Raw genomic sequence first — 13,360 nt, 5'->3', positions numbered from 1 at the left:
TGGAAGGTTCTATTGTTGGCGAAGTAGTCTGGTATCTCTCCATCAGGTGAATTCACAATCTCGGTGAGTATCCGATGGAGCACCACCTTCGCTGCATTCTTGTGATCGTAAGGGTCACCATTGGCGATTGCTCTCCCCGAAGCTAGGTATTCGAGGTGACGTTGCAAATTCTCCCTCAAGATCACCAGCGACTCGGCGGCTAGGAATTTGTCAACGTCATCGCTGTCTGACTGTTTGACATCCTCCTCCCCAAAGTCAGTTGATCTCCCCGGAAAGGCCTTCTTATATGCACCTGTCAATGCGTTGTGCACAGCTCGGAGGAAAAAGCTGGTCAGGTTAATGATATCACCGGTGCGCCATACGCCCCCAACCTGCTCAATCTGATAGTCAGGACAGGAACGCGAAAGTCTTTGACTAACACTAATCCATGCATTTTGGATAGCGTCATCGACGTTCGCAGTACCCCAAGAACGAAATTTAATATGGCAATAGCGCTCAAGCACTCTCTTGTCCGCGGCGAAAAACGTCTCCCACCCGTGGTCCTGGTCCATCGTCCCTCCCTCAGACGTGTTGTACGGCCATATTACACCAAGGTTTTAGGGGGGGTCTCAAGCACGCTCGTGAAACATTCTCTCTAGGTCATCGAAACCAAGCGAGTCACCGAGCTCCTTGGGAAGGGAGGCGAACTCACCTGCGATCCAGGTAACAGACTGTCCGATCGCCATTATGGTTACTTCCAGCAGATGGAGAAGCAACTCGTCGTCGACTCCTGGCTCCAGCAGAGAGAAGTGTTGTAAAATGATCCTCCCACGGCCGTTGTCATCGCAGCGCAGAAAGGCCTTTGGCATACGACACTTCAGGTTCCAGGCATTGAGCATGCTCAAGACCCTCGGGCACTGATCGGACTCGATCGTCCTATCGAGCGTGACCCGGCAATCGAGGTCACCCTGGAGGCTAACTATGAACCAGATCTTGTACACCTCTGCCTCGGCACTAAAGGGGGCCACTACGTCGCCATCCTCATCAACCAAATAGTGCAAGTCGAGGTCCTTGAGGACTTTGGTGATGCGTTCTGTCGTGAGCTTTGCTTCTGACATCTGTTTTGCCTACTTTCTTATCGATCCCATTCTTGGATTCCAAGAGGGAGAGTCCTACAGCGGGGTCTTCTTACAGGTTTTGGGGAGATTTTCTGTAGATGGGCTCGAAGATCCAAAAGCTTTCTATCTGGTTTGAGATCCTCGAGCCCCTTCTCCTGGTCTTTTACTTACCTCTTAGGGCAACCTTGCCGGCAAACTTTGCCGTCTTGGCATCTACCTTCCGAGACTCATGCGGCTTGGTCTCTTTGCGGATGTTTGGCGGGTCCTTCTCTGGGTTGTACATACTTTCTCACCTCCTCTCGCCTTGTCTGTGTGAGTGATACAGTTACTAGAGCTGTCGCAGGGTGCGATATTACCGATTGCAGAGATTTACTTGGAGGCCTTGACGATGACAAGGCGATCAAGCTCGGCTAGGGTATTGTCGAACTCGCCGTTGATCACATCAGGAACAAACCCGTCAAAATGAGTTCCAACTCCTGCAATGGTGACATCTGTACTTGGTACGCCATCGTGTTCTAGGGTGGTTGCGACTGACTGAGCTCGGGCTAGAGAAAGTGCTCGATAACCTGGTAGCGCTGCTGTACCAGTGATTGTGATCTTGGTATAGCCTCCTGAGGTGATCTGTGTAGCGAGATTTAACAACACGCCACCTGCTCGAGCTGGATTGAGGTAAGTCGCCTCGCCGGGGACAAAATGGACGCTAGTGCTTCCAAGGTCACTCACCATCTGCCCAGAGATCGATCCAAGCCCACCCACGGGAGTTGGCGTGACTGGTGGCAGAGTTGAGGATGCGACACCGGGGAGAGGGGAGGTGTTAAAGCTCGTGGTCTTGGCTCCGCTCGCCGTCAAGATAGCCATCCAGATTGCCTTGAGGTCACCCTGGTCAGCGATTGTGAGCTGGCTTTGTTGCCCAGTTACATCGCCGAGACCTAACCAGTCGATTGAAATTCCCGATAGGTCCGGTAGCTCATCTGCTGACCGTAGTTGACTCACCACCTGGGATGGAGTGTCCGAAAGGATGCCGTTTTGAAACCCTAGTGGGGCCACCGAACTAAGTCCAGAGTTGATCACGATTATCTCACGCGGTCCCGCTCCTGATTTTCCATGCAACAAGTCAGCGGCTAGGTTCAACGCATAGAGAGGGTTGTTCTGCGGGGTAGTGGCATCGAGGGTACCAAGGTACTTTGCAAGTTTTGATTGCTCAAGGGCTGTCGTCTCCTTCCTGATGAGGCTGTTATTTCCCTGTGGGGCGAGGTTGAATGACATTGGGGCCACTGTTGGAGTCCCATCTGGAACCACGAAGTGGATAATTGCGTCAGCTGCTACGAGACCGGTAAGTTCGCCATCGGCGGCGAGGGCATCATTAATGGGGGCAGCATTGGACTCATTGGCACCAACCACAACGACGGAGGCTCCAGTCGTTGGCTTGGCACCAACGAGGCCACAGCCCGTCAACAGAATGCCGGCACCGAGGGTGAGAGCTATGGCCTTGATCAGTCGCTTAGTCATCTGTTACTCCTTTACTTTGTTGAATACAGGTCCTTTCAGAGAGATGTCTCTTGGATCCTGTGATTACACATACTTTGGGATTGATGGTGCACGCAGCTAGAATCGAACCCGCGTCCTCGACATTTGTTGCTAGGTGTTCTTTGAGTGCAGTATTGATATATCTCCCTGGGTCGCTCAAGACAACCATCCCGCCCTAGGTCTCAGTATCAGTGTGTGCGAATTCCATCAGGTGTGCCTCAGTGAGATCCACAAGCCCAAGAGAATGCTGAGCGGTGCCCGCCGCAAACTCCCCGATAAGAGCATCGGGAGCCTGCAGCGCTGCTGACTCAAGGCCCAAGCTGTAGGTCGAGCTACTGGACGAAAGCACCTTGGCTCTCAAGTCCGCAGTCTGGTAACGACCAGTGTGGTTTGTAGAGCATAGGTTCACAGTAGCGATGGAGCCAGCCGTCTTCGCTTGAAGCAATCGTCCACTCACTGGTTATAAGATGATCGCTAAGAATGCTCTATCCACGAAATGGGCCTTGGGCCAGCGGTGTAGCCGTTGCCTGCGACTCAATCACAGACCCGCTTCGTGTCACGAAAAATGTCACGAAATCCTGCGCAGTCGTGACTAATCCCGACAAGCCATGACAATCTCACCCTCTCTGAACTGCACTGATGCAAACTGGTGGCCAGAACTGAGTCACTTATAAGCCGACTTTGGATCAGGAGGTTCCAGGTTCGAGCCCTGGCCCGCCAGCCACATTCTACCAGTTCAGAGGCCTAATCTGAATCTTATCACTGCTACGATCCCCATTGACCCAACATAAAACCCAACATTCGTCACAAGGGGTGGTTATGGCAGGATCGATTCGTCTCAGGAAGCAGCCCTAGGTCTCATCCACCCCGGCGCTACCAAACTGCGGATGCTGACCAGAAGATAGACTCTCGTGCCGTCTGACTGCACTCGGGCAGCAAGATCGTGTAATGGCAATCTCGCCGGTTCAGTTCTGCCTCGCACGGTACGCTCTCGGTTGCCGAGGTGCGTTAAGGCTGCTTTGGGATGGGGGAGCCACTGGCTAGGAATCGGACGGGGAGCCTCCGCCAAGTCTTACCCTGGTCTGAGGAGACGTAGGTCGCGGTGACTCTCGGAGCGGTCGGTGATGGAATGTCGACCTGCCCTGCCAGCGTAACTTGAAGTTGACCTTGAGCGTTCACGAAGAGCGAAGATGGTCCAAAGTACTTCGCACCTGACGGCCCAGGAGGATCGGAGACCAAGCTGTAGGAGCCATTTGATTGGAAACGTACCAATTGAGGCTGGCCGTTAAGGTCTGGTGTCACCCAGATCGAGTCGCCTCCTACTAAGGCTACTAAAGGTGGACCTTCGATAGCCTGCCCTATCCCGGTGAAGGACGCGATCTCCTGCCAGGTGGCGCCGTTATTGGCGCTCTCGTAAGCTGCGGTTGTCACCGGCAGGTTGCCGTTGCACCCACCATCTGGTCCCTTGGAGGTAACCATAACGGTCTGCCCAGAAGGCAGTTCACCGGCGATGGACGGATACACCTGGTAGAGGCAACCAGATCCGGTTTTCTCATCGAGTGACTCACCCGGAAAGTGGACAGCGCTCCAGGAGACACCACCATTAGTGCTTTCATCTAGTTGTTGTTGTGCCGCGCCAGCGAGAAGCCACAGCGTAGATCCCACTTGGGTGATCTGGCTCCCACCGATATTATGTAGCGTGTGGTACTCCGTCCATGAGGTGCCATCGTTACTCGTCGGGTACCATTGCCCTTGCAGGAAATCCGGCATTGTCTCGTCGTTGACCAACAAGCCGACGACTGATCCGTGAGACACCACGAACTGCCCGTCTGCAGGACCAGAAGTGAACGCAGCTGGCAGCTGGACTTCACTCCACGTCGATCCGCCATCATGAGAGACATCGACGCTTAACTGTGGGTTGACCTGAGATTGGGGTGGCATGGGGTACACCATGACGGTCGAACCTGTCACCACGACGGTCGCCGCCGAGGCCGCTTGGGGGACCAGATTGGGCGGATCTACCGGATAGTACGTCTGACCATTTGTAGAGATGTAAAGCTTGCCTGAGGGAGTTATTCGCCAGTCATGACCGAGGGCTGCGAACTGCGGAGGTGTCGCCGATGAAGCGGGGTTGGTGGCCGCCGCACTCAACTTGGCGCTCGCTCGATTGCCCCTGGTCCCCTTTGGCTCGTGCGCGACCGAGTGGGATGTGGTAGGACGATCATGGCCATTGTTGAGGACAAACGCTGTGAGTCCTGCAATCACCAAGACCCCGGCAGCGCCAGATAAGAGTAGTTTGCGATTTAAGGGCTTTGACATTAGCACTTCCCCAATAACTCTAACAGAGAGGCCCGTCGGCCTCGTCAAGGTCGACTACAGCCGAGCCACCACCCACCGGTATCGACACGTTACCCTGGTATTGCTTGAGACGCTGGTTGTTGTTCCAATCCCCATTCGGGATGGGAGGAAGGTAGGCTGGATTCGAACCGGTGCCCCAGTCAGATCCCCAAATGAATGCGGGAGCCGGAGCACCGGCGAGGTTGGCTATGAAAGAACCTCCGGCTGAGACCCGTACACGCGTGGGGCAACTGACGAGGCAACGTGGCATCCCAACCTTAGATAAATTGTTCAGCTGCCACCTTGTATCCTGTCCCATTGGGGGTGAATTTTTCTAGATCGTAGACAATCGGGACACCACCTCCACTGACATCGAAGCCCTCATCCTGTAGGGCAGTGTAGGCGAGGTGTGCCTGCTGTTCGCCTTGTGAGTAGGCAGTGGAGGGGTTGTTTGAGAATGCGGAATATCCACTGCACTGTGACTGTGGGCCAGCCCATAGGGGCTCAACGAACCACCCCTGACTTTCATTGGCATTGAACCAGCTAGCAGAGGGGAAGTTCTGGCAATAGGCATCCTACCCTCCTGCGTAGACGCCCACCCAGCCGTAACTCCCAGTAGACCACAATTCAGACATTTGCGATTCACCGAGATGCGAACACGTGTCAAACGTAGCAGGGTTAGGACCGCCGGAACCTACCACCAGTTGGGCGCGGAACTTCCAGCTTGACCCGCCGCAGAAGAGTATGGTTTGGAGGCCGTGAGGGTGCTTGAAAAAACTCCGTGGTCCCAAGCCAATGCACTGCCGTCAGCTAATCCCGTGATCCCCAGACTCAAGGATGCTGCTGGTACCCCCCAAGCGATGGTTTTAAGTTTCATAGTCCCCTCCCATTCGGCACTACCGCAACATGGCCACCAACAGATGATTACAGCTCTAGTCGATCTCAACAAAGCTTGTGTCGTAATCACCAAGATTCGTCGGGACGTGTAATCCGTTTGGATGACACGGCGAAACTCCAAAACCCAAGCAAGGCTGGGTTCTCTCGCCGATGCGTAAAGCCGCTGGCGCAGTTCTCTCACCACAATTAAACATATTTCAGTACGACTTGAGGCGCATGCGGTAACCGTCGTGCATCAGCAGTGACCACACCCCGTCTCGCAACCGCTGCGCTTCAAGCGGCTACTCGGCGCGACGCTCCTTCCACTGGTTCCACTCGCGATTGGAAACGCTTGACTAATCTGGCCCCACCAGGTTGGCGGTAAGAATTGGGTATCAAGCGATCGGTGTTTGCGCTCTCATACCCCTCGGCGAAGCTCATCGTTGCGCCACTTGGGCGTCCCGTCCACCCAAAAAGTAAGGCGACAGCCTCTGGATATCACGCGGACCCGTCGAGATGCGTCCCTGATTGTCGCGGTGTCAACAACAGCTTCTAGCATGTCTCCTCCTTGCAACTTCCAGCGATGTCAGTGAGGATGTGCGTTAGCTCGTTGAGATATGCTGCAAAGTTGTGTACGGACCACTTCAAAATTGTCTTCGGACCCAGTTGCTAGCCGGTTGACCAATCGGGTATGATTGCTGCACAAATGCCACCAACCGCTGTAGTAGCCAGAGCGACATTAGGCACAGGTTTGGGGACCATCTCAACGTTCGTGGCTAGGGTTCGACGATAAACCCAGTGCCGACGAGTTCGCTGATTGTGATGCTCTCCTCAAACGAGGGGCAATGCCCACCGATTCCGACTCGTCGCATGAAGGTGTGACACTGTGTGCAGCGTTGTTCTCCAAGAGAGCGCTCACCACAGGTATCGCACACATAGACGGCGATCTCCCGACGTGGTTGTAACTTGGGGACCCTGACTTGCCAAGTCATTCCACTGCGACGTCGTCGATAGGCATTGGCCTGACAAGCATCTGAGCCTAGGTTCTCCTCCCGGAGGGGCCAAAGCTACTCTGACAGACTTGGCACGCTATCGTAGGGCAACGGGGATTTGACCCCACACTCGGGTGAACTTTGCTATTCGCATTGGCACTGGACATGGTGATACTCCAATTCTTAGGGTTGTGCATTGCTCAAGATGCTGGATGCTTGGGCGCGCTCCCGGGATGCCATTGGCAAACCCGATGTTCTCGCTGTCGCGCCTCGACGATGTACTCGTAGTCCACCTTGAACCAGGGCCCAGATGTGCGTGCAGTTTTGGTGTCCGTCACCGTGCAATTATTTGTCCGCCACTGTGCAGTTTTAGATGTCCGCTAACATGTGCGGCTATTTCCGCCCCAAATACCCTCACTGAACTGGGGCTATGAAACCTCGATGGGGTCTGGGCATCCACATGAATGTCAATAGAGCCCGTAATCGGACGGAAGTCGACTGCACCAAAGTTCAGCGATAACAAGGGGCCGTTCAGCGAGAATACTGATTAACCGTTAAAGTTTGGTGCTCTGTCAACCGACAATACCGGTGTGTCAAGTGTCGATGACGACCTATCGTGTCATTGATGACGCGGAAATGAGTAGAGGCGGACCATACTGTGCCGTGGTTGTTGATTAGTAGGGTTGGCTGATTTCAAGTTTTGACGACTTTTATATCGTTGGTTTGCGTTCGGCGTTGGGAGGTGTAATGAAGAAGTCGCATTGGTTGGCGGTTAGCCCATTGGTGTTGATAGGTGGTGCATGCGTGCTTGTTCTGAGTGCGGGATCGGTTGCTTGGGCTAGTGGTAGCCCATCACCAACTGCCCCTGCTGCCCCGACTCCTGCGGCTGGATTCCAAACGACGGTCTTGAGTCAGCAGGTTAGTCCTTCGACGAAAACTCAGGTGTTTTCTGCAACCTCGAATGGATCAAATGTGACTGCGTCCGTTCCGCCTGGCGCCTTTGGCAATGAGAATGTTGAGCTCGTGATCACCGAGCCTAAGCTCTCTGACTTGACAGGCTCCCTGAGTTCTTTGGGCTTGGCGAGTTACTCGTTAGGTGCGGGTGTCGGGGTTGAGGTGGTCAATCCGTCGACTGGACAACCGTTGACGGCAACGTTCGCTGCTCCAATCTTGGTGTCCATCACGTCAAGTTCGATTACATCGAGTTCTAAAGTGATTGAGTTCCCTTCCACCGGGAGCCCTTTTGTTGTTTCCAATGCCTCAGTCACGAGCGGGAAGGCGGTGGTCTCCATCACCAGTGATCCTGGGTTTGCAATTGCATCTCCGACCTCGACTGCGGTAGTTCCCGGGGCCACCACTCCAGTTACTGGGAAGAATTTCTTGTCTGAAGGACTTCTCGCGGCATTTTTGATCGTTGCTGGCTCATCCGTTGTTCTGGTGGCACGACGACACGCGTGAAGCTTTTCGGGAGGGTTGGTGCGATCGTTGTGGGTCTTGGACTCGTTGCGTCCGCCTGTGGGTCGTCGGCAAAAAGTACGGCGACACAGCGTGTCTCTGATACGCATCCACAACCCACGGCAATAGTTCCGGTGTCCTCGGGGGCAGTCTCGTTAGGCCCACTTCAAGCGAATGGCACCTTCGCGATTCTGGCTGGCACGCCATCGACGAAGGGAGTCTTCATATACGATCTTGCCACGCATCATGAGGTTGGAAGTTACTCCGTCTCGGCGCTCGCTGACTCGGTTACAGAGCTCCCGGATGGAATCATTGCGGTTGGCCTTAGTGGACAAGGCGTTGGTGCGGTTGATCTCTATAGCAATTCGAGGAATGTTGTCGCATCAGTTCCGGTGGCTGGGCCTGTCATCTCGTTAGCACTTGCGACAAATGGGAACGGCATCCTTGTGCTAGAAGGGACGCAAAGTTCGCGAGCCGTCGCGATCCTTGACACCACCACACGGGTTGCGACCACGACAATTCCGGTTGCTAGTAACACGGTAGCGGTCGTGGATTCAGCCCATGGACACGAACTCTATGGTCTTGGTTCCAGTGGGACGGTGAGCGTCTACGCTTCGGCGACTGGCCAGGAGATTGGAGGATTTCCTGTCGGTCACTCTGGATCCAGTCTAACGTTAGCTCCTAACGGCACGCAACTATATGTCCTTAAAGGGAGGCGTGATGTGCGTAACGTGGCTGTGGTTGATCTGAACACACAGCGAGACTTACGTGCGCTACCGGCACCGGCCGGAGCGGTAACGTTGCAACCCAGCCTCGGTGGCCAACATCTACTGGAGCTTGCTAGTGTCGCGGCCTCATCGAACGTACAGGAATGGCCACTGTCGTGACGACGCTCGTGGCGCCCAAAGGATCGGAAGAAAGCTCTGATCCGCCAGTTCCAAGATCAACGCTCGTGCGCAAGGTTGCCCTCGATGGGTTTGGTGCGTGGGTGCTGTTGGGAGCGGTGCTGGTGCTTTGGGGGCTCCGTTTCGGCACTGGCCTTCAGGAAAATGCTTGGTTTGCGCTAGCTGAGCCATTATTGATAGCAGCAGGCATTGCGGTCATGGTAAGTGCGCCATGGTTGGCCAGTTCACATTCCGTTGCGAGGTGGGCACGTCTCGTGGTGGTCGGACTGGTGGTCATCGCATTCTTGGCCTGGGCTTGGCAGCAGATATTGATCGCGCCAGCCTATGCGACTGATGAACTTGCGTTCGATCAATACGCTGCCCATCTCTTGCTGGCCGGGGTTGATCCCTATAAGGTGTCTCTGGGCGCTGCGTTCGCCCGTTACCAGGTATCACCAGATGCCTACACGCTTCGCTACAACGGTTTGCCGGTAACGACGCTGTCTTACCCCGCTCTTGCTTTTCTGGCCTACGTTCCCCTATTGTTAGCTGGAATACACGCTCAAGCTGGTGAAATTGTCGACGTAATTGCTTGGGCGGTGACCATCGTCTTGATGTGGTTGGCAGTGCCGAGGAGTTGGCGACCGCTCGTATTGGTCCTGGTTTCGTTGTCGGCTTATATCGCATACGCTGTAGGTGGCGTCACGGACGCTGTCTTTGTCCCCATGCTGGTGGGCGTTGCCGCACTCCTTGGAAGATTCGTTGAGCATCGACGCTTTGGCTGGCTCGCACCTATGCTTCTGGGCTGCGCCATGGCGGTCAAGCAGACACCGTGGCTGGTGGCTCCCTTTCTCGCCATCATTGTCTTACGCGCGGTTGCCGATCGGGAAGGATGGACGGTGGCTTGGCGCCGCTTGTTGTGGTTCGTCCTAGTAACGGCGATCCTGTTTTTCGTCTGGCAAATCCCATTTATTCTGTGGGATAGTCGGGCCTGGCTCGCCGGAGTGCTGACACCATTTAACTCGTCGGTCGTGCCGGCCGGCCAAGGGCTGGTCGCACTAACCCTGTCGCTCGGCATAGGTGGCGGTGGACTGGGTTGGCTGAGTGTGTTGTCCTTCGTGATTCTTGCCGGTGGGCTTGTCGTGGCATGGCTCACTTGGCCTCGGACCGCCTGGTTGGCATTTCTTGTCCCGGTGGTTGCGCTGTTCTTTGCGACGCGCTCGTTTGGATCGTATTTTGTCAACCTTATTCCACCTGCGCTTGTCGCCTTAGGACGATGGCCGAATGGTCCATACGTCCCAGCGTGGTCGCGGTTGCGTCTGGTACTCGGTGGCTTCGCAGCTCTTGTCGTTGTGCTCCTCGCGCGATGGGCGCTCTCGCCGGCTCCCTTGTCGGTGCAGATCACAGGAGTGCATACATCCGGCCAACTGGCGACGGTCGATCAGGTCAAGCTTTCGGTCGACAACCGATCGGGAGCCAGTTTGCGACCCCGGTATGTTGCCGTGCTCGCAGGCTCGTTTAGCGTTCCATGGGTTCAGCTGTCAGGGCCGGCTCGCATCGCACCTCACTCCGTTGGGACAGTGGTGATAGCGGCGCCAAACTTCCCCTCACAGCCCTCGATTGTCGGGGGATTCCAGGTTGTTGCGCTGACGCAAGGGACGATGGCACCAAGTCCGCTGTATCAGCCCGGACTTTTACATGTTGCGCTGGTGCCCTCCGCGGTCAATCAACCGGTGCGCTTTGGCCAGCCAGTACTGTTGAGGGCTGAGTTGCTGAACAGATTCGATCAACGGGTACACCAAGCCGGTGTCCCGGTGTACCTTGGTCAGGTTGTCTATGCCCAGCGGGGTCTGCTGTATGGGAGCTCGTCCATCAATCAGTCGGCGCCTGGAGCCACCCCGGTAGAGGAATTGACGGGCCCCAATGGCGTCGCAACGTTTCGCGTCGTTGATGATGCGCGAGAAGTTGACCCGATCAGCTACGAGGCTAATCTGGTCTCAACCGATGGTTTCTACCCGTATGGCTATTCTCAGGTGGTCCCCATTCGCTTCGGTGTAAAGGGTCACCTACGATGACGGATCTCCAACAACGACACGACCGGATAAAGCTAGGTGACTCGTTTAACCTCGCAAGGCAGAGGTTCTGTGGCAGGTTGAATGCCTGGCTCCACCAACAGGATGCAGTCGTTCGTTCTGCTTGGGGGCTTGGAGCGCTCCAGTTCCTTGTATTGACCCTCGAAGAGGTCCGTATCGGATCACAGGGTGCATTGAGCTGGGACTACTCGGTGGATGCGGGCGCCTATGGCGCAATCGCTCGCGGTGACTATCATCCGACGTTTGTTATCGGAACTAATCTAGCGCCCTTTCTCCACAATCACTACGACGTGTTAACCTGGCCACTAGCGTATTTACTTGTCGGCATCGCGCATTTGCCGGTGAAGTGGTTGTTACTCATCGGGCTCCAGGCGTTGCCTCTTGCCCTGATTGGGCCAATAGTCGCCACCTACGCGGCGGTCCGTGCTCGCGAAGCGGGCCTGGCTGGACCCACCCGCATCCTGGTGGTGGTGGTCCCCGCCTCGTTGGCCTGCCTCGACATCTGGTTGTACTGGTCTGCTCAGTTTGATTATCACGATAAAGCGCTTCAGGGTCTGCTGATGGTGCTCGGTGCGATCGCGCTTGAACGACGTCGTTCCGGCTGGCTTATGGTCATCGTAACTGTACTAGTCATGACCGGAGATACCGGCGGCCTAGTGGTGATTGGCTTGGCGGCCGTAGCCCTGTTGCGTCGGCGTTGGCAGGTGGCGGTTGTCCTATTCGTCGTTGGGCTAGTTGTCGCAACTGCGCCAGGCACGCTGCTACCACCAGACGCTTGGGGTGGGGCACTAGGTCTGTATGGAGCACTCGCCCCTGGCGCGCATAGCATCGTTGGTCTCGTTGTCGGTGTCCTTAGACATCCCGCTCCAGTGTTGGTGCGACTAGGGAAGCACTTGCCCGATGCCTGGGCATTGCTCGGCGCCGCCGGGTTGATTGGGGCGTTGACCCCCGAAGGTATTGGTGCGCTGGTATCGGTGGGGCTAGCTGCTTGGTTGGCGCCATCGTTGTTCGCGTATGCTGGCTTGTTTCAGACGGTCCCTGTCTCGGATATGGTGTTGCTGGGCTCGGTGGGTGGCTTGTTGTGGGTGACTCGCCATCGTCGTTTCCTGGTTGTAGGGCTCATGAGTGGGGCGGTTGTTGCGTGGTCGCTCGGCTGGGCGCTGGTGTTCGCCCCACAACTTGTGGCCTCGGTGAGGGCAATCGCGCCGATGGGTCCGACGGGCAGCTCACTGGCGGCGATCGAGGCGAGCATACCAGTGGGACAAGAGTTGGTGGTGCCGAATGGGACCATCGGCGATTTTGCGGTCCGACACCAACTGCTACAGTTCTTTCCGTGTGGAGGCACTGGCACCATCCCGACCGTTGGACGAACCGTCAACTTCGTGGTGGCGCCCAAGACGGGCGTCAACTCCTGTGCGCCTGGTTCGCTGACAGAGGCGGCGAGTGAGGTAGCGGAGCTGCCCGGCGCGAGGTTGAGGGTATTCCCTGGACCAGTGTATTGGGTGCAGTGGATGCCGGGACCTGGGGAGCAGCGACTCACCATTGATTCCAGCGCGACCGGTGTCTGTCCTGACCTGTTTTCTAGTGCAAGGAATCCTGATGGTTCTACCAGCCCGAGGTCCCAAGCTGGTGGGTCGATATCGAGCTGTTCACTCACATCACGTACCCCTGGACTACTGGTCAAGGGCTATACAGTCGACTTACCGCCACGAAGTAACGGTGAGGCGATTGTAGAACTTTCTATCCGGGGCGCTGCATCGATCCAGGTATGGGATGATCCAGCTGGTCAGCTTGTTGCTCAGCGCTATTTGGGCTCGACCTCTGGCAACGAGACCGTGGTGGTTCCATTTAGGACCCCAAGGCTTACGCCTTCCACCAAAATTTTCAGTGACGGCAGTGCGCCATTTGTGACACGTTTTGTGCCCCCGGTTCCGCTGGATGCCTTCGAGTTACGAGTTGCTGTGGACCCAGGCTCAACGGTAACGTCATCTGGGGTTTGGTTGGGGAGTCAACAGGAAGCCCAGTCGGTTCTCCACACCGCCATGTTCGAAGGTGTTCAGAGCGTTAATTAGGAATCATGGTTGCTGGCCGCGCGAGCC

General features: G+C 55.9%; 9 protein-coding genes. 4 read left to right on the top strand and 5 right to left on the bottom strand.

The window, feature by feature from the left end; all coding sequences use genetic code 11:
• The 5 genes from MP439_06560 to MP439_06540 form a co-directional block, all read right to left on the bottom strand.
• On the bottom strand, positions 1-551 hold a 551-nt coding region (locus MP439_06560), incomplete at its 3' end, for a hypothetical protein (GenBank protein MCI2975721.1).
• Between the two features lie 57 nt (positions 552-608).
• Complete coding sequence (locus MP439_06555; protein ID MCI2975720.1) at positions 609-1,097, bottom strand: YbjN domain-containing protein; 489 nt, start codon at positions 1,095-1,097, stop codon at positions 609-611.
• Positions 1,098-1,466: 369 nt separating this feature from the next.
• On the bottom strand, positions 1,467-2,606 hold the full coding sequence (locus tag MP439_06550; protein ID MCI2975719.1) for a hypothetical protein: 1,140 nt from the start codon (positions 2,604-2,606) through the stop codon (positions 1,467-1,469).
• 193 nt (positions 2,607-2,799) lie between these two features.
• Positions 2,800-2,973 carry a hypothetical protein gene (locus MP439_06545; GenBank protein MCI2975718.1) on the bottom strand — a complete coding sequence of 58 codons (174 nt, stop codon included), beginning with the start codon at positions 2,971-2,973 and terminating at the stop codon, positions 2,800-2,802.
• Between the two features lie 659 nt (positions 2,974-3,632).
• Positions 3,633-4,943, bottom strand: a complete 1,311-nt coding sequence (locus MP439_06540; GenBank protein MCI2975717.1) for a hypothetical protein — start codon at positions 4,941-4,943, stop codon at positions 3,633-3,635.
• Between the two features lie 2,858 nt (positions 4,944-7,801).
• Between MP439_06540 and MP439_06535 the strand changes: the two genes are divergently transcribed.
• From MP439_06535 to MP439_06520, 4 genes are read left to right on the top strand one after another with little or no spacing between them, the layout of a single operon-like run.
• Positions 7,802-8,287 carry a hypothetical protein gene (locus MP439_06535; GenBank protein ID MCI2975716.1) on the top strand — a complete coding sequence of 162 codons (486 nt, stop codon included), beginning with the start codon at positions 7,802-7,804 and terminating at the stop codon, positions 8,285-8,287.
• A complete protein-coding gene (locus MP439_06530; protein ID MCI2975715.1) occupies positions 8,284-9,171 on the top strand; it encodes a hypothetical protein in 888 nt (295 codons plus the stop codon). Before MP439_06535 ends, MP439_06530 begins: the two co-directional genes overlap by 4 nt.
• Positions 9,156-11,243: a hypothetical protein gene (locus tag MP439_06525; protein ID MCI2975714.1), complete on the top strand. Its 2,088-nt coding sequence runs from the start codon at positions 9,156-9,158 to the stop codon at positions 11,241-11,243. Before MP439_06530 ends, MP439_06525 begins: the two co-directional genes overlap by 16 nt.
• On the top strand, positions 11,240-13,333 hold the full coding sequence (locus MP439_06520; protein MCI2975713.1) for a hypothetical protein: 2,094 nt from the start codon (positions 11,240-11,242) through the stop codon (positions 13,331-13,333). Before MP439_06525 ends, MP439_06520 begins: the two co-directional genes overlap by 4 nt.
• Positions 13,334-13,360 lie beyond the last annotated feature (27 nt).

The organism is Ferrimicrobium sp. (genome assembly GCA_022690815.1).
Taxonomy (GTDB): Bacteria; Actinomycetota; Acidimicrobiia; order Acidimicrobiales; family Acidimicrobiaceae; genus Ferrimicrobium.
This window is presented reverse-complemented; position numbering and strand designations above follow the sequence as displayed.

What these genes read in the sequence shown, in the direction of transcription:
- MP439_06525 (MCI2975714.1), top strand. Translation starts at nt 9,156, where the DNA reads ATGGCCACTGTCGTGACGACGCTCGTGGCGCCCAAAGGATCGGAAGAA.
- MP439_06550 (MCI2975719.1), bottom strand. Translation starts at nt 2,606, where the DNA reads ATGACTAAGCGACTGATCAAGGCCATAGCTCTCACCCTCGGTGCCGGC.
- MP439_06520 (MCI2975713.1), top strand. Translation starts at nt 11,240, where the DNA reads ATGACGGATCTCCAACAACGACACGACCGGATAAAGCTAGGTGACTCG.
- MP439_06555 (MCI2975720.1), bottom strand. Translation starts at nt 1,097, where the DNA reads ATGTCAGAAGCAAAGCTCACGACAGAACGCATCACCAAAGTCCTCAAG.
- MP439_06540 (MCI2975717.1), bottom strand. Translation starts at nt 4,943, where the DNA reads ATGTCAAAGCCCTTAAATCGCAAACTACTCTTATCTGGCGCTGCCGGG.